Source organism: Afipia sp. DC4300-2b1, assembly GCF_049895725.1.
Lineage (GTDB): Bacteria > Pseudomonadota > Alphaproteobacteria > Rhizobiales > Xanthobacteraceae > Afipia > Afipia broomeae.
In genome coordinates this window covers 20,293-34,090 of the sequence record NZ_JAFCSX010000009.1, presented here as the reverse complement: position 1 = coordinate 34,090, position 13,798 = coordinate 20,293, and the positions used below count along the sequence as shown (strand labels likewise).

General features: G+C 58.4%; 17 protein-coding genes and 4 pseudogenes. 10 read left to right on the top strand and 11 right to left on the bottom strand.

From position 1 onward, the window contains the following. The 3 genes and pseudogenes from ACP7AL_RS25280 to ACP7AL_RS25270 form a co-directional block, all read left to right on the top strand. Positions 1-177: pseudogene (locus ACP7AL_RS25280) on the top strand (IS256 family transposase); the annotation flags it as partial. A 90-nt stretch (positions 178-267) separates the two neighbouring features. Further along, positions 268-465 (top strand): helix-turn-helix domain-containing protein, encoded by a 198-nt coding sequence (locus ACP7AL_RS25275; RefSeq protein WP_425995381.1) that lies wholly within the window; start codon positions 268-270, stop codon positions 463-465. Next, positions 452-581, top strand: a pseudogene (locus ACP7AL_RS25270) (SDR family oxidoreductase); the annotation flags it as partial. The gene ACP7AL_RS25275 and the pseudogene ACP7AL_RS25270, both read left to right, overlap by 14 nt. On the opposite strand, the pseudogene ACP7AL_RS25265 reads toward ACP7AL_RS25270, so the two are convergent. The 3 genes and pseudogenes from ACP7AL_RS25265 to ACP7AL_RS25255 form a co-directional block, all read right to left on the bottom strand. After that, a pseudogene (locus tag ACP7AL_RS25265) lies at positions 582-1,599 on the bottom strand (acyl-CoA dehydrogenase family protein); the annotation flags it as partial. Positions 1,600-1,864: 265 nt separating this feature from the next. Beyond that, the gene (locus ACP7AL_RS25260; RefSeq protein ID WP_425995389.1) at positions 1,865-2,032 is read right to left on the bottom strand and encodes a hypothetical protein; all 168 of its coding nucleotides are present in this window, start codon (positions 2,030-2,032) and stop codon (positions 1,865-1,867) included. 54 nt (positions 2,033-2,086) lie between these two features. Then, a complete protein-coding gene (locus ACP7AL_RS25255) occupies positions 2,087-2,230 on the bottom strand; it encodes a hypothetical protein (protein WP_425995379.1) in 144 nt (47 codons plus the stop codon). Between ACP7AL_RS25255 and ACP7AL_RS25250 the strand changes: the two are divergent. Next, a pseudogene (locus tag ACP7AL_RS25250) lies at positions 2,184-2,396 on the top strand (integrase core domain-containing protein); the annotation flags it as partial. The gene ACP7AL_RS25255 and the pseudogene ACP7AL_RS25250 overlap by 47 nt on opposite strands. Before the next feature lie 267 nt (positions 2,397-2,663). Then, the gene (locus ACP7AL_RS25245; protein ID WP_425995377.1) at positions 2,664-3,323 is read left to right on the top strand and encodes a TetR/AcrR family transcriptional regulator; all 660 of its coding nucleotides are present in this window, start codon (positions 2,664-2,666) and stop codon (positions 3,321-3,323) included. On the opposite strand, the gene ACP7AL_RS25240 is transcribed toward ACP7AL_RS25245, so the two are convergent. From ACP7AL_RS25240 to ACP7AL_RS25220, 5 genes are all read right to left on the bottom strand, one after another. Further along, positions 3,294-3,575: an acyl-CoA dehydrogenase family protein gene (locus ACP7AL_RS25240; RefSeq protein WP_425995375.1), complete on the bottom strand. Its 282-nt coding sequence runs from the start codon at positions 3,573-3,575 to the stop codon at positions 3,294-3,296. The genes ACP7AL_RS25245 and ACP7AL_RS25240 overlap by 30 nt on opposite strands. A 253-nt stretch (positions 3,576-3,828) precedes the next feature. Continuing rightward, positions 3,829-4,125: an acyl-CoA dehydrogenase family protein gene (locus ACP7AL_RS25235; protein ID WP_425995373.1), complete on the bottom strand. Its 297-nt coding sequence runs from the start codon at positions 4,123-4,125 to the stop codon at positions 3,829-3,831. After that, positions 4,070-4,261 (bottom strand): hypothetical protein, encoded by a 192-nt coding sequence (locus ACP7AL_RS25230; protein ID WP_425995371.1) that lies wholly within the window; start codon positions 4,259-4,261, stop codon positions 4,070-4,072. Before ACP7AL_RS25230 ends, ACP7AL_RS25235 begins: the two co-directional genes overlap by 56 nt. 57 nt (positions 4,262-4,318) lie before the next feature. After that, complete coding sequence (locus tag ACP7AL_RS25225; protein WP_425995369.1) at positions 4,319-4,519, bottom strand: hypothetical protein; 201 nt, start codon at positions 4,517-4,519, stop codon at positions 4,319-4,321. A 47-nt stretch (positions 4,520-4,566) separates the two neighbouring features. Then, positions 4,567-5,352 carry an enoyl-CoA hydratase/isomerase family protein gene (locus tag ACP7AL_RS25220; protein ID WP_425995387.1) on the bottom strand — a complete coding sequence of 262 codons (786 nt, stop codon included), beginning with the start codon at positions 5,350-5,352 and terminating at the stop codon, positions 4,567-4,569. A 104-nt stretch (positions 5,353-5,456) separates the two neighbouring features. On the opposite strand from ACP7AL_RS25220, the gene ACP7AL_RS25215 reads away from it, so the two are divergent. Genes ACP7AL_RS25215 through ACP7AL_RS25205 form a run of 3 tightly spaced genes read left to right on the top strand, consistent with a single transcriptional unit; the run spans position 5,457 to position 6,279 of the window. Continuing rightward, the gene (locus tag ACP7AL_RS25215; RefSeq protein ID WP_425995367.1) at positions 5,457-5,951 is read left to right on the top strand and encodes an SDR family NAD(P)-dependent oxidoreductase; all 495 of its coding nucleotides are present in this window, start codon (positions 5,457-5,459) and stop codon (positions 5,949-5,951) included. Next, the gene (locus tag ACP7AL_RS25210; RefSeq protein ID WP_425995365.1) at positions 5,948-6,136 is read left to right on the top strand and encodes an SDR family oxidoreductase; all 189 of its coding nucleotides are present in this window, start codon (positions 5,948-5,950) and stop codon (positions 6,134-6,136) included. The genes ACP7AL_RS25215 and ACP7AL_RS25210 overlap by 4 nt, the downstream gene beginning before the upstream one ends. Then, positions 6,094-6,279 (top strand): SDR family oxidoreductase, encoded by a 186-nt coding sequence (locus ACP7AL_RS25205; protein ID WP_425995385.1) that lies wholly within the window; start codon positions 6,094-6,096, stop codon positions 6,277-6,279. Before ACP7AL_RS25210 ends, ACP7AL_RS25205 begins: the two co-directional genes overlap by 43 nt. Before the next feature lie 132 nt (positions 6,280-6,411). On the opposite strand, the gene ACP7AL_RS25200 is transcribed toward ACP7AL_RS25205, so the two are convergent. Together ACP7AL_RS25200 and ACP7AL_RS25195 are read right to left on the bottom strand one after the other, a co-directional pair. Further along, positions 6,412-7,284, bottom strand: coding sequence for an SDR family oxidoreductase (locus tag ACP7AL_RS25200; RefSeq protein ID WP_425995363.1), 873 nt, complete (start codon positions 7,282-7,284; stop codon positions 6,412-6,414). An 18-nt stretch (positions 7,285-7,302) separates the two neighbouring features. Further along, entirely contained in the window at positions 7,303-9,369 is a 2,067-nt protein-coding gene (locus ACP7AL_RS25195) for an FAD-dependent oxidoreductase (RefSeq protein WP_425995361.1), read from the bottom strand. A gap of 89 nt (positions 9,370-9,458) precedes the next feature. Between ACP7AL_RS25195 and ACP7AL_RS25190 the strand changes: the two genes are divergently transcribed. Beyond that, positions 9,459-10,649: an acyl-CoA dehydrogenase family protein gene (locus ACP7AL_RS25190; protein ID WP_425995359.1), complete on the top strand. Its 1,191-nt coding sequence runs from the start codon at positions 9,459-9,461 to the stop codon at positions 10,647-10,649. Positions 10,650-10,829: 180 nt separating this feature from the next. Here ACP7AL_RS25190 and ACP7AL_RS25185 read toward each other — a convergent pair whose 3' ends face one another. Then, positions 10,830-11,522: a transglutaminase-like domain-containing protein gene (locus ACP7AL_RS25185; protein WP_425995357.1), complete on the bottom strand. Its 693-nt coding sequence runs from the start codon at positions 11,520-11,522 to the stop codon at positions 10,830-10,832. 297 nt (positions 11,523-11,819) lie between these two features. On the opposite strand from ACP7AL_RS25185, the gene ACP7AL_RS25180 reads away from it, so the two are divergent. Next, positions 11,820-13,787 carry an AMP-binding protein gene (locus tag ACP7AL_RS25180; protein ID WP_425995355.1) on the top strand — a complete coding sequence of 656 codons (1,968 nt, stop codon included), beginning with the start codon at positions 11,820-11,822 and terminating at the stop codon, positions 13,785-13,787. The last annotated feature ends 11 nt before the right edge of the window (positions 13,788-13,798 follow it).

The following is a 13,798-nucleotide window of genomic DNA, read 5'->3' as shown; positions in this document are numbered from 1 at the left end:
TCCAACAGGACGGCGCTCGCGATGGTCTTCAAACTGCTTGAGGCCGCGCAGAAAAGCTGGCGGCGTCTCGATGGCCACAACCAGTTGCCAAAACTTGTTCTCGGTGTGACATTCAACGATGGGATCGAGGTCATCGCCAAGCCGACCGACCGTCAGCCCATAACCGCCGCCGCCTGACCGGCTCCGGCCGTCACCAAAATTTGGCGATAGCTCTGGCCCAGATAGAGATGTCACTCTCCACGGTTTCAGTTGGGGAGTATCGGGCCGATGACGGTGATTGCGATGAGCCGGACGGAGATCGACCGGATGCGCGTGTTGCAGGATCGGGCGGCGAACAGGATCAAAGTTGCGGACGCCGCAACGTTGATGGGGCTTGGCCGGCGTCAGGTGTTTCGGCTGGCGAAGGCCTATGATCAGCATGGCCCGGCCGAGCGACGCCCCCGACGAGTTGGCCGAGAACTTTGATCGCGTAAACGCCATCAACTTGCGCGGTATCTGGGCCTGCATGAAACACGAGCTTCGTCATGCGCGGCCAGGGAACCGGCGCCATCGTCAACTGCTCTTCGCTCGGCGGCCTCGTCAATCACATGATCGACGCACGCACGAAAGCCAACCTCTCCCGCGAGGTACTTCGCGCTATTGGCGGCTGTACCGCATGGCATACCGTTGTCGTACCGCCACGCAGCCGACATCGCCATCAACCATGCCGACTCGGGTTCGACCCAGTTAACTGCGAGTGGATGCTGAATGGCTTGGTTCTTCCCAATCGGCCGATTAAACACGACGCGGCTACGCGCATATTCTACCGCACAGGACAGCGCTAATTTCCCCAGGCCAACAGCCTCGGAAGCGATAAGAATGCGCTCCGGATTCATGCCTTCAAGGATATACTCAAATCCACGCCCCTCCTCGCCGACACGATCTTCCATCGGAATCTCAAAATCCTCAAAGAAAAGCTCGTTGGAATCGACGGCATGTCGGCACATTTTCTCGATCTCATGGACCTTGATCCGCTTCCGGTCGAAATCCGCGTAGAACAGGCTAAGGCCATCGGTTGGCCTCCTGACCTCCTCCAGCGGTGTGGTTCGCGCGAGCAGGAGTATCTTATTCGCAACCTGCGCGGTCGATATCCAAACCTTCTGCCCGTTGACGATATAGCGATCATTCTTCTTCACTGCGCGAGTCTTGAGCTGTGTCGTGTTGAGGCCAGTGTTCGGTTCCGTGACCGAGAAGCACGCCTTATCCTTCCCTTCAGCCATCGGCGGGCATGCGCTTGCGCTGCTCTTCTGAGCCGAACACTACCACCGGGTTTAGGCCAAAAATATTGATGTGAACCGCAGAAGGCGCCGACATTCCACCACCTGATTCAGCGATTGTGCGCATCATGATCGCTGCCTCCGTAATACCGAGGCCGGATCCGCGGTACGCTTCGGGAATGCAGATGCCCAGCCAGCCGGAGTTGGCGAACGCCGCGTAGAAATCCTGCGGAAAGCCGCCTCCACGATCCTTCTTCAGCCAGTAGGCGTCATCGAAGTCCATGCATATCTTGGCGATCGCGCTGCCAATGGCTTCTTGCTGCTCGGAGAGCGCAAACTCCATGCTTGCTCCCTTTCAATCCAATGTTACGATGATCTATCTCAAGGCCGCACCGGAAGCGGATTGAATCGCAAGCAACGCCGTAAGCGAAAGCGCATCGAGTTTTTGACGCGCGCCCGCTCGATTACTCACCACGCCGTCCACGCAGGCAGGATCTAGTCGCGCTGCATCCCGGCTTCGATGATCAGGTTTCGGAAAACTTCCGTATCGCGCCGCTGCAGCGCCCGGAGCGCTTCGGAGCCGCCCTTCATCGGCGCGAGACCCGCTTTCAGCAGGAAGCTACACCTTCAGGGGCGTCGAAGGCCTGCACAATGATATCGCTGAGCCTGCTCGATACCGCAGTCGGCGTCTTTGCCGAGCTCCAGATCGCGATCCACGATGCTATATCAAAATCCGGATACCCGAGCCGCGCAAGCGGAGGGATGTGGGGCAGCATCGGCACTGCTTCCTTGCTGGTCACCGCCAGAGCCCTGATTTTGTTGGCTTGAATCTACGGCAGCGCGGTAACCGCGTCGCACATGTAATAGTCGAATTGTCCACCCAAGAGATCGGTCATCGCTTGACCGCTGTTTCGGTAAGGCGCGTAGAACGGCAACTGCGAGTACTTCAACGGGAAATTGCGCGATGAATGCAACGGTGAATTCTTTTACAGCCTGAAGTAGGCCACTGTCGTGATCGAACAATAACGCAAGCACTTCAACATTATCCGACCACGCTCATCTCTGAGCTACCGGCCGCCGGCACCGCAAACATCGGCACCTACACAGCAGCATCTGGATCGGGGCGCAGCGATGCAGTAGTCTCAATCCCGCTGGTCCAAAATATCGGTCAGGTCAGCGAAGGGCTCACCGAAAGCCGCCTCAAAGGGTGGAGATGCCGGGTCGCGGGCCTTGTCCCGGAACACGAGGAAGAATCAGTTGCTGGTCGCCGACTGAAAGTTCTGGGGTCGTCCCGAGCTTCGCAATGTTGCCCAACGAGTCTTATTGGTTTATTGCATGGGCATTCTCATCTGCTGCTAAAGCTGCGGCTTTGTACGCCGATGCCAATAGGGTTTGCGCGAGCAAGATTTGAAGTTTTCATCAAAAAAGAAACCGGTTGTTAAGCGCGGGCCCAAGCGTAAAGACCCCGCGCTTTCTATGCCGTCGAAATCGCAGGTCTCACGCGACCTCATCCTCCGGGTCGCAGCACTGCTCTTTCGACAGCAGGGCTATTCCGCAACGACGCTTCGACAGATCGCTTACAAGGCTGGGATGAAGGCGGGCAGCATCTATTACCACTTCGATTCGAAAACCGCTATATTGGACGAAATCCTCCAACTCGGATTGCAACGCATATTCGATGCGGTGAAGGTGAGCGTGAAAGACCTTGGCAAGGAATCGCACCGGGACAAGATCAGCGCCGCGATCAAAGCCCATCTGGTCACCTTGCTGCAAGAGAGCGATTATACCTCCGCCAATATGCGTATCTACGGTCAATTGCCCGAGCGCATCAAGAAGCGGCATCGACCACTGCGCCGCGCCTATGGCAAATATTGGGATGACATACTGGTGGATGCGCAGCGTGCCGGCGAAATCCGCTCGGACTTAGTAATTGTTCCACTGCGCAGGTTCATCCTTGGCGCTCTGAATTGGACCGTTGAGTGGTTTGATGCGCGAAAAAGGAGTTCGGTGCAAGACTTGGCGGACCGCACCACGTTATTAATCTTCAATGGCATTTTGCCGCGCTAGTAGCGCCCGATCGTGTGCGACGTAGCACATCCGCTTGGCAACCTCTTCCAGCATCACGTCGGTGGTACCGCCATGGACTGAACGCGTCGCGCGTAGCGTGACATTCGCTCGATCGTACTGTCGCATATAACCCATGCGGCCATGAAACTGCAGGCAGGTATAGATCACTTCGTTGAGGAACTCGCCGCAGTAAGCCTTGACCATCGAGGCTTCCTTGGTGGCATTGATGCCTGCGTCAAGAGCACGCCGCATGACAGACGAGCTGCCGCCCTGCCGCGACCTTGGCTGCTAACATAGCATGCGGTAACGGATCGTTTGCCGGGACCAAAGCGGCGCGCCGAATGTCCGCCGTTGTGTGACCCAATTCAAGCGATCTCGATCGCGGCTTGCGCCAGATGACGATCAGCTCGTTCTGGAAATTTCGCATGATTGCGTAGAAGCCCCTTCTTACCCGAGCAGGTTCGTCGAGGAGACCCGGCAATCCTCGAGCAGCAACTCCGCCGTGTCAGAGGATCTCAAGTCCTGCTTGTCCAGCGCGCGCACAACGCGAAATCCCAGCATAACCCATCTCTACCCGCAGCATCGAGATACGCTGGGAAGGCCGCATGTCCGGATTGGTATTGGCCGCGATGCAACAAAGATCCGCGTGCACGCCGCTCGTAATGAACATCTTGGCGCAACTAAGCACGTAGCTGTCGCCGTCGCGACGTGCGGTGGCGCGAATTCCTTTCACATCGGAGCCCGCGCTAGGTTCGGTGACGCCGACCGCGATTATCTTCCTCCCGGTACTGACATCCAGCATGAAGCGGTCTTTCAAAGACCTGCAAGCCCCCGTTGTACGCGTGCACCCAGGCTATATCGGTATGAACCAGCGGTGTGATCGCTGCGCCCGAGAACGTCGGTCGTCCTAATTTCTCGGCCAGCACGACTGTCGCCACCGTATCCGTATCGGAGCCCCCGTATTCCGCTGGGAAGCTGATACCGGGGCAACCAGCTCACCCGAGCGCTGCAGCACGTCGCGCGGCACCATGCCATCCTGCTGCCATTGAAGCGCGGTGCTGGACCCCCTCCTCGACGAAACGCCGTAGCTGGGCTTTCAGCAATTCATGTTCTTTTTCGAAATAGGCCGAACGAGTCGAGTGCTCATCGTTGACCTTGCCGATTAAGGAACAATTTTCAGATGAACTGATATCCATTATCGGCTTGAAAGCATGCAGGCCACACAGTCCTCGTCTGCCTTACCTTATTGGCTTTGCCAGACTGGTTTGCGTTTCTCGGCAAAGGCTCTTGGGCCTTCGACGGCATCGAGACTTGCGTAGGTTTCAACATGAAGGCTGTTGGCCTCAACAAGTCCCTTCTCGCAGCCAAGATCCATCGCAGCCAACACGCTGGCCTTTGCCGCCCTCACCGATAATGGTGCGCCTTCTGCGATCATGTGCGCAAGCTGTAATGCACGCGCGCGAACAGCGTCGGGGGTTTCTTCCAGATAGTTAACGAAACCGTGTTCCGCCAGTCGCTCGATCGGCATGGTCTCGCCGGTCAAGACGAGTTCCATCAGCACCGGCTGCGGTAACATCCAGAGCAGCGGTACCGCCCACGGCGATCCCCGCCCCATCTTGACCTCGGTGATACCGGCTCGCGTTCCGCGCAAACCTATCCTAAGGTCGGACTTCAGCGCCAACAGCATCCCGCCCGCCATCAGCGATCCGGTCATTGCCGCGATGATCGGCTTTGAAACGGCTCGCATGGCCGTTTGCATTGGATCGCGCATCAGGGTCAGAATATCAACACCGTCACGTGCCCTGATCTCGGCTGCCTGCCTGAGGTCTAGACCGGCGGAGAATACGCCGCAGTCGGCTGAGGTCAGGATCACCACCCTCGCCCGGGAATCCCGTTCGACACGTTCCCAAGCGGTAGTCAAACCGTTCATCGCCTCAACCGACAACGCGTTCTTGCGCTCGGGCCGATCGATGGTAATCTTGGCGACGCCATTCTCGACCGAATAACGAACAGGTTCATCGTCTGACATCGACCTACCCTTTTTACATATTCTAACATATGTTAGAATAAACTGAGTTTGAACGCAAACGCATTTCAGGTATGGGATCGGTGATGCACGAGAGTTCTCCAAAAATGCGCTTCGCCCCGGACCTCCTCAAGGGTCAGGTCGCGCTTGTCACCGGCGGCGGCACTGGAATGGGCCGTGCAACGGCCATCGAGATGGCTCGCAGCGGGGCCCGCGTCGCCGTTCTCGGCCGCCGTATTGATCCAATAGAGAGCACCGCGAAGGTAATCCGCGATGCAGGTGGTGAAGCATTTGCTGTATCGGCGGACATTCGCGAGCCTGATCTGATCGAACGGGCGATGCAGAAGATCAAGGCCGAGTTCGGTGGGCTCAATATCCTCGTCAATAATGCTGGCGGACAATTCGAGACGCCAGCCCGCGAACTCAGCAACAAGGGCTTTGAGACCGTGATCCGCAACAACCTGATCGGCTCCTGGCAGGTGACCAAGTCCGTCGCGGACCATTTCATGCTGGCGAATGGCGGATCGATCGTGTTCGTAACCGCCTGCGTCCGCAGCGGTCTTGGCGGCTTCGTGCATACCGCGGCGGCGTCACCGCGATGATGCGAACGCTTGCCTACGAGTGGGCGGAGTTCGGGATTCGCCTAAACTGCGTCGCACCCGGGACCATCAAGACCGAGGCGCTCGGCCGCTATCCGATCCCGCCGGAGGACTGGGTGAGCTCAACCGCAACGTGCTGGGACGCATGGGCAGCGTGGAGGATATTTCTGCGGCAATCATCTTTTTAGCCTCGCCGCTCGGTCAGTTCGTCACGGGCGAGGATTGGTATATCGACGGCGGCGAAACGCTGCATCTGGCGCACGACGCCCGCGACATGATCGACGCCGTCAAATTTACCAAACGCGAGCGCGGCGACGCGAAGTCAAATTGATAGCTGTGATGCGTTTCTGCCCCTCGGGCGGGCTTACCCGGGCTCCAGTCAAGCAGGCTGCTCCGGAGCGGCGCTTCGAACCATGATCGCGAGGGGTGCAGCCGCCCGCGCGACGAGACGGCAGCGCCAGGTTTACGTCTGACCAATGCGGAAATACTCCGGACGTCCGGCGGGCCACGGATCGCCCCACATTTGTTGCCCGCCATCTACCGAAAGGGTTTCGCCTGTGATGAATTTCCCGGACGGCGCAGCGAGATAAGCGCAGGCCTCGGCGATATCCCAAGCGTCGCCGTGCCGTTTCATGGGATTCGCTTCCTTATAAGTCGCGGAGCCTTCCGGAACATAGCGGCCGAATGCCGTGGTTTCATTAACGCCAGGGGCAACACAGTTCACCCGGATGCCGTGCGGTGCCCATTCGACAGCGACGGTCTTGGAGGCGTAGATCACGCCGGCCCGCGCCGCGACAGTGTGCGCCATCCCCGGCAGGCCTCGCCAGATCAACGCAACGATATTGACGATGTTTCCGGTCCTACCCCGCTCGATCCATTCGCGCGCCGCGGCCTGCATCATCCACCATGATCCATTCAAATTGGTATCGATCACCGCCTTCCAGCCCTTTGGCTTGAAGTCGATGGCCATCTGGGCGAACTGCCCACCGGCATTGTTGACCATCACATCAAGACGGCCAAAATGATCCCAGACGTCTTTGACGAATTCGTCGACCTGATCGGGATCGCGGATCGTGAGACTTTTGCTGAAGACGCGGGCGCCGAGACCCTCTAGAACCGGAATGACGCGTGCGAGCTTCTCGGCATCGCGCCCGCAGATTGCCAGATTGGCACCAAGCCTTGCAAACAGGAATGCGATCGCCTTCCCGAGACCGCTCCCCGCGCCGCTGACGATGACGGTCTGGCCGGCGAACAGATCAGGTCGGTACACTGTTGGAATCGTGGAGAGCTCGTCGTCGGTGAACCCGTAACTCGGCTGGCTACTTTGCGAACTCATCTCAGGCTCCCGACCACATCAAAGCGCCTGCGCGACCCGCACGCCTTCCTCGACCGCGCGCATCGCGTCGAGTTCGGCAGCTTCCTTGGCACCGCCGATGACATGCGCCTCTATGCCCGCCTCGCGCAATTCATCGAACAAGCCACGGTTCGACTCTTGGCCGGCGCAAATCACGATCGTATCAACGAGTAACGTGCGTGGCTCGCCCTCGGCGAGGAAATGCAAACCTTGATCGTCGATTCGCTGATAGGTGACTCCACCGATAATCTTGACTCCGCGCTTCTCAAGACTGTTACGCAGGATCCAACCGGTCGAGACGCCGAGACCGAGGCCAGGCCGCGTCGTTTTGCGCTGCAGCATTGTAATTTCGCGTGGACCTGGCTTTGGGGCCAGCGGATCGCCTAATAGCCCGCCGGCCTTCGTAAGGCTGGCATCGACATTCCACTCCTGCTGAAATTCACGAATATCCATAGCACGTGATTTTGGCGATTCATCAGGCTGCGAATGGCAGAGGTATTCGGCGACATCGAAACCGATACCTCCAGCGCCGATGATGGCAACCCGCCGCCCCGCGTGGCGCCTCCCGCTCAATAGATCGTTGTAAAACACCACCTTCGAATGATTGATGCGTTCAATCTCCGGGACGCGAGGATGGACACCACAGGCGACAACGACAACATCGAACCGGGCGTCCTTCAGGTCACTAACCATCGGCGCCGAATTCAACCTGAGATCGACGCCACCGTCGGCAATCTGGCCGCTGTAATAATTCAGCATTTCGTCGAACTCGACCTTGCCCGGGACTGCTCGGGCGAGGTTAATCTGCCCGCCTATGCGATCAGCGGCCTCAAACAAGGTTACCTTGTGCCCGCGGCGGCTGGCTTCCGCGGCAGCTGCGAGACCGCCCGCGCCGGCGCCAATCACTGCGACCTTGCGCGAGGTCTCAGCCGGGCCGTCCTCGAACTCAGTCTCGCGGCAGGCGCGCGGATTAACCAGGCAACTCGCGGTCCGCTCGGAAAAGATCAGGTCAAGGCAGGCCTGATTGCAGGCGATGCAGATGTTGATTTTGCCGGCGTTGCCCTCCCGCACCTTCTTCGCAAAGTGGGGATCGGCAAGCATCGGGCGCGCCATCGATATTAGATCGCTATCGCCAGCCGCCAGAATTTCCTCGGCGGCATCGGGAGTATTGATGCGGTTTGATGCCACCACCGGAATCCCGACCGCTTTCTTCAAACGTGAGGCCGGAAAACGCCATGCGCCACGCGGGATGACGTAAGCGATCGTGGGAACGCGCGCCTCATGCCAGCCGATACCGGTGTTGAGAATGTCGGCGCCCGCGGCCTCGACCCGCTGGGCAAGCCGATCGATCTCCTCGCCGGTTGCACCGCCTTCGACGAGGTCCAACGCCGAGATTCGGTAGACAATGATGAAATCATCGCCGGTGGCGTCTCGCGAGCGTTTGACGAGTTCCGCTGCGAGCCGATGACGGTTTTCCTCCGATCCACCCCACTCGTCGGTACGGTTGTTGGTTCGCAGCACCGCAAACTGATTAATGAGGTAACCTTCCGATCCCATGATCTCAATGCCATCGAACCCGGCCTCCTTTGCGAGCAGCGCGCAGCGCACGTAATCCGAGATCGTCTGTTCAATCTCTGCCCCAGTCATTGCGCGCGGGGGAAACCGATTGATGCGGGTCGGAATGTCGGAGGGACCGACACAGTCCCGTTGCTTTGAATAGCGGCCCGAATGCAGCACCTGCATGCAGATTTTACCGCCGTGCTGATGAACGGCATCGGTGATGCGGCGAAGTTCAAGGGCTTGCGCACGTTCGGTCAAAATCGGCCCGCCAGGCTCGATCAAACCCGCGGTGTTGGGCGCATAGCCACCGGTGATGATAAGTCCGATCTCCCCCTTGGCCCGTTCGGCAAGGAAAACCGCCATCTTGTGCACGCCGTTCGCCTCCATATCGAGGCGGGTGTGCATCGACCCCATGATCATGCGGTTACGCAACGTGGTTCGCCCGACCTTCAGCGGAGATAGCAAATGAGGATAGAGCGGTGTGCCGGGATCGGTTGGCGTCAGCATGGACTTGGCTCCGTGGCTGGTTGTTAAATTTCTAACAGTTGTTAGACTGAATGCAAGAACTCAAGATCACCTAGATGGGAGAGGTCGCGATGGATTACGCGCTTAGCGAGCAACAGCAGGCTTTCCAGGAAACCGCGAAGCGTTTTGCGAAGGACAAGCTGGGCCCCCACTATCAGAGGCGGGCCGGGGAACACCGCATTGATCGTGCCATGCTGAAACAAATGGGGTCACTCGGCCTGATCGGCGCCGATCTGCCGGAAAAATACGGCGGCCTGGGCGAGAGCAGCGTGACGGCAGGCATTATTGTCGAGCAGATCGCTTATGGAGACTTCAATGCCAGCTACGTTCAGCTTCTGGCGTCACTGCTCGGCGGGATGCTCGCAGAGCACGCCTCGCCCGAAATCGCTCAGGAGTGGCTACCGCAAGTGGCCCGCGGTGAGAAGATCATCGGCCTCGGCCTGACCGAGCCGCGGGGCGGTTCGGACGCGGCCAATCTTATTCTGCGAGCCGAAAAATCCGGCAACGGCTACCGCCTCAATGGCGAAAAGACATCGATGAGCTTTGCGGATCAATGTGATGCAGCAATCATCTTTGCCCGCACCGGGAAAATCGAAGACGGCGCGCGCGGCGTCAGCGCATTCTTTGTCGATTTGGCGCAGAAGGGAATCACACGCACTCACTTCGACGATATCGGCACCAAACCCGTCGGCCGGGGCTCGGTGTTCTTCGACGATGTCTTCATTCCGGCCGAGTGCCTGATGGCGGAGGAGAACAAGGGCTTCTCCAAGATCATGTCGGGCTTCGACTATAGCCGTGCCTTGATCGGCCTTGAGTGCATCGGGCCGGCCCAGGCCTCGGTCGATGAAGCATGGCAATACTCGACGCAAAGAACCGCCTTCGAGCGGCCGATCGCGCAGTTTCAGGGCGTGAGCTTTCCGCTCGCGGAAGCCGAGACCCAGCTCACCATGATGCGGCAGCTTTGCTACTATACCCTTTCGCTAAGAGATCGCGGGCTTGGACACACCGCGGAAGCTGCGATGTGCAAATGGTATGTGCCGAAGGTGACCTGCGAGATCATCCACCAGTGCCTCCTCACTCACGGCCACTACGGTTACACCACCGATCTGCCGTTTCATCAGCGTTACCTCGATGTCATGGGTCTACAAATCGGTGACGGGACCGCACAAATTCAGAAACTTGTCATCGCACGCGAAAAGGTCGGACGTGTCGCCGTTCAATACGCTAAGCAACCTTCCGAATTGCGGCAGGCCTCAGAATGAGCGTACCTATCGCCGCTGCCATCTCTCGGCGAAACCCGTGCGGCCGTGCGTAGGCTTTTGGGGTGAGCCAATTGGATGACGCCGACCGCGCCAGCGATGAACCACGTTGCGCGCAGGGTGTCATATTCCGCTCGCGCGTGGGTTCGGGTGGTCAGATCCCGTGGTTTCGTCCGCTCCGGCCTACTCCCTTGATTGAGGCGCTCCGAAGGCGGCGTCATCTATTGAGACATCACCAGTATTCAATGTCACCAGCGCGGGATATGCAACGCGGAAGTCCTCAAGCATCTTGCGTATCGGCGCGTCGGCGAACCAACCTCGGTCATTGACGTATTCCATATGGCGATGATCGTTCGTGTCGAACTCGTGAAACAAGGCGTCAGCCGTACCGTCAAAGATAAGAGGTCGGACTCCAAATCGTTCACATAGCTCCATGTTGAACGCGGGCGTGACTTTGAACATCTTCCCGTCGAGCCAAAGCGCGACGTAGCCGTGATAAATGAAGAGATCAGTCCCCATTAACTCCGTCAGCTTGGGGGAATTCAGATGGTTGCGAACGTCTGCAAAGCCGATCGCGGCGGGGATTCCCGCTGCGCGCATGGCGGCCGTCAACAATATTGCCTTCGGAACACAAAACGCCGAAGGCATTTTGAGAATCTCGCTGGCGCGATAATCGGCTTCGAACAAACTCACCGCGTAGGGGTCGTATCTGATCTGGTCTCGTACCGCGTTAAATAGGAGGATCGCCTTCTCGGCGGCCGACTGGTCTTGTTTGTCGCCAGCCACACGCGAGACAAAATCTCTAATCGCAGGTGAGTCGCAATCCACATAATGCGTTGGAGCGAGAAATTCCGCGAGGTCCGGGTTGATTGTCACTTGCGCCTCGATTGGTACTTGCATTCACCTAACAGATGTTAGAAATTGAGGCAAGTCAAATCGGGTCGCGACCGGCGCCCGAAGACGGATACCTCATTGTTGTTCCATACGAATAGATCTATCAAACGATTGTTAGAATCGAACTCGCAGGACGAGCGTTAGCATTAGGCGTCCATGCTGGACACATGCTTATCGGACGGGCCTGTCCACCGTCTCGTGTTCGATCGGGCATGCGTTCCTATCGGCCGGTAAGTCAATCCCGAATTGAACTTGACTGCAAATCAGGGAACGTGGTCGATGAATAATCCAACGTCCTATGCATGGACACCTCCGCCCGAGCTAATTGCAGCAAGTAATCTGACCGCTTTCCTGGGCGCAACCGGATATGACGATTACGATCACCTCGCGTCGAAGGCTGAGGCCGATCCGGCATGGCTCATGGAAGAGGTTTTCAAGTTCTGCGGCGTCAGGTTTTATCGCTCTTACGACCGCATGCTGGATTTGTCGCGCGGGCAGCCATGGGCACGCTGGTGCGTCGGCGGGACCACCAACGTCGTGCTGAATTGTATTGACAAGCATCGCGGCACCGACGTCTGGGATCAGACGTTTCTCGTCTGGGAGGGCGAAGATAAACTCGAACAGCGCAACCTCTCATATCGCGAAATCGACCACGAAATTGGACGACTTGCGCTCGCGTTGACCGATCTCGGCATCGGCAAAGGTGATGTGGTCGCACTCTACATGCCGAACGTGCCGGAAACCTTTATCGCGTTCTTCGCGGTGTTGAAATTGGGCGCGATCCTGATGCCGCTGTTCTCAGGCTTCGGTCCAGCTCCCATGCAAACCCGACTCAACCATGGCGGCGCCAAAGCTGTCATCACCGCGAGCGGAACCTGGCGGCGTGGCGCCGCGGCACCGCTCAAATCCGTCCTCGACGTAGCACTCGAATCCTCACCGACAGTGCAGCACGTGATCGTCGTCGATCGCGAAGGCCTTGATATCGAAACCCCGATGCTGGAGGGCCGCGATCACTGGTGGCACGATATCGTCGCCGACAAGGATGGCGCGATCGCGACCGTCGAAATGAATGCGGAAGATCCCGCGATTCTGCTGTACACTTCGGGGACCACCGGCGAACCGAAGGGTTGCGTTTGGACCCATATCGGCTTCATCGGTTCTATGGTCACGCGCGACATGATCATCTGCGCCGATTTCAAATCGTCGGACCGTTTTTTCTTCCTCAGTGACATGGGCTGGATGGTCGGGGCGATGTGCGCCTGTATTCCCAGCTTCGCCGGCGCGAGCCTTCTGATCGCCGAGGGCACGCCGGATTTTCCGGACACTGGACGGTTCTGGCGGCTGATCCAGGATCATCGCGTCAGCTATCTCGGAGTATCCCCCACCATAGTCCGTAGTTTGATGCGCTATGGAACGCAGGACGTCGAGCGCCACGATCTGTCGAGCCTGCGTATGACTGCGTCCGGCGGTGAGGCATGGACCAACGCACCGTGGCAATGGTTCTTCGAGTATGTCTGCAAGAGAAAGCTTCCGATCATCAACATTTCCGGCGGCACCGAGGTTGGAGGCTGCATCTTCACGGGGACGCCGAACCATCCGATGAACCCCGGTTCGTTCTCGCGTCCGGCGCTCGGCGTCGGCGCGGACATCGTGGATATGTCCGGCAAAAGCTTGCCACCCGGCGAAGTCGGCGAACTGGTGCTCCGCCATGCGTCGATCGGGTTGACCAAGAGCTTGTGGAAGGCCGATGCGCGCTATATCGAAAGCTACTGGAGCACGCTTCCCGGCCTGTGGGTGCATGGCGATTTTGCGATGCGCGGACATGATGGGCTTTACTATATTCTCGGGCGCTCCGACGACACCATCAAGATTTCAGGCAAGCGGACCGGGCCGTCCGAGCTCGAAGGCATTTTGATCGACACCGGCAAGGTCTCCGAGGCGGCGGTGTTCGGTATTCCGCACCCGGTAAAAGGTTCGGCGATCGTCTGCGCCTGTGTCCCCATGCCGGGCATAGACATTAAGAAGGATATCGCGGAAGAACTGTCGTCCGCCATCGTCGAAGGTATGGGCGCGTCCTATCGGCCGGAAAAGATACTGTTTGTCGATGATCTGCCGCGAACGCGCAATATGAAGATCATGCGCCGGGTACTGCGTGCAGTGTTCGAAAGCAAGGATCCCGGCGATCTTTCCGCACTCGCCAATCCCGAAGCAGTTGACAGGCTCCGCGAGAAACTTGGCGCCGCATAAACCACGGAGGA

Coding starts and splice junctions, on each gene's coding strand:
- ACP7AL_RS25220 (WP_425995387.1), bottom strand. CDS start 5,352: ATGTCAGACGATGAACCTGTTCGTTATTCGGTCGAGAATGGCGTCGCC.
- ACP7AL_RS25210 (WP_425995365.1), top strand. CDS start 5,948: ATGATGCGAACGCTTGCCTACGAGTGGGCGGAGTTCGGGATTCGCCTA.
- ACP7AL_RS25240 (WP_425995375.1), bottom strand. CDS start 3,575: ATGCGGCGTGCTCTTGACGCAGGCATCAATGCCACCAAGGAAGCCTCG.
- ACP7AL_RS25195 (WP_425995361.1), bottom strand. CDS start 9,369: ATGCTGACGCCAACCGATCCCGGCACACCGCTCTATCCTCATTTGCTA.
- ACP7AL_RS25200 (WP_425995363.1), bottom strand. CDS start 7,284: ATGAGTTCGCAAAGTAGCCAGCCGAGTTACGGGTTCACCGACGACGAG.
- ACP7AL_RS25260 (WP_425995389.1), bottom strand. CDS start 2,032: ATGCTGCCCCACATCCCTCCGCTTGCGCGGCTCGGGTATCCGGATTTT.
- ACP7AL_RS25225 (WP_425995369.1), bottom strand. CDS start 4,519: ATGGATATCAGTTCATCTGAAAATTGTTCCTTAATCGGCAAGGTCAAC.
- ACP7AL_RS25215 (WP_425995367.1), top strand. CDS start 5,457: ATGCGCTTCGCCCCGGACCTCCTCAAGGGTCAGGTCGCGCTTGTCACC.
- ACP7AL_RS25190 (WP_425995359.1), top strand. CDS start 9,459: ATGGATTACGCGCTTAGCGAGCAACAGCAGGCTTTCCAGGAAACCGCG.
- ACP7AL_RS25180 (WP_425995355.1), top strand. CDS start 11,820: ATGAATAATCCAACGTCCTATGCATGGACACCTCCGCCCGAGCTAATT.
- ACP7AL_RS25275 (WP_425995381.1), top strand. CDS start 268: ATGACGGTGATTGCGATGAGCCGGACGGAGATCGACCGGATGCGCGTG.
- ACP7AL_RS25205 (WP_425995385.1), top strand. CDS start 6,094: ATGGGCAGCGTGGAGGATATTTCTGCGGCAATCATCTTTTTAGCCTCG.
- ACP7AL_RS25235 (WP_425995373.1), bottom strand. CDS start 4,125: ATGCTGGATGTCAGTACCGGGAGGAAGATAATCGCGGTCGGCGTCACC.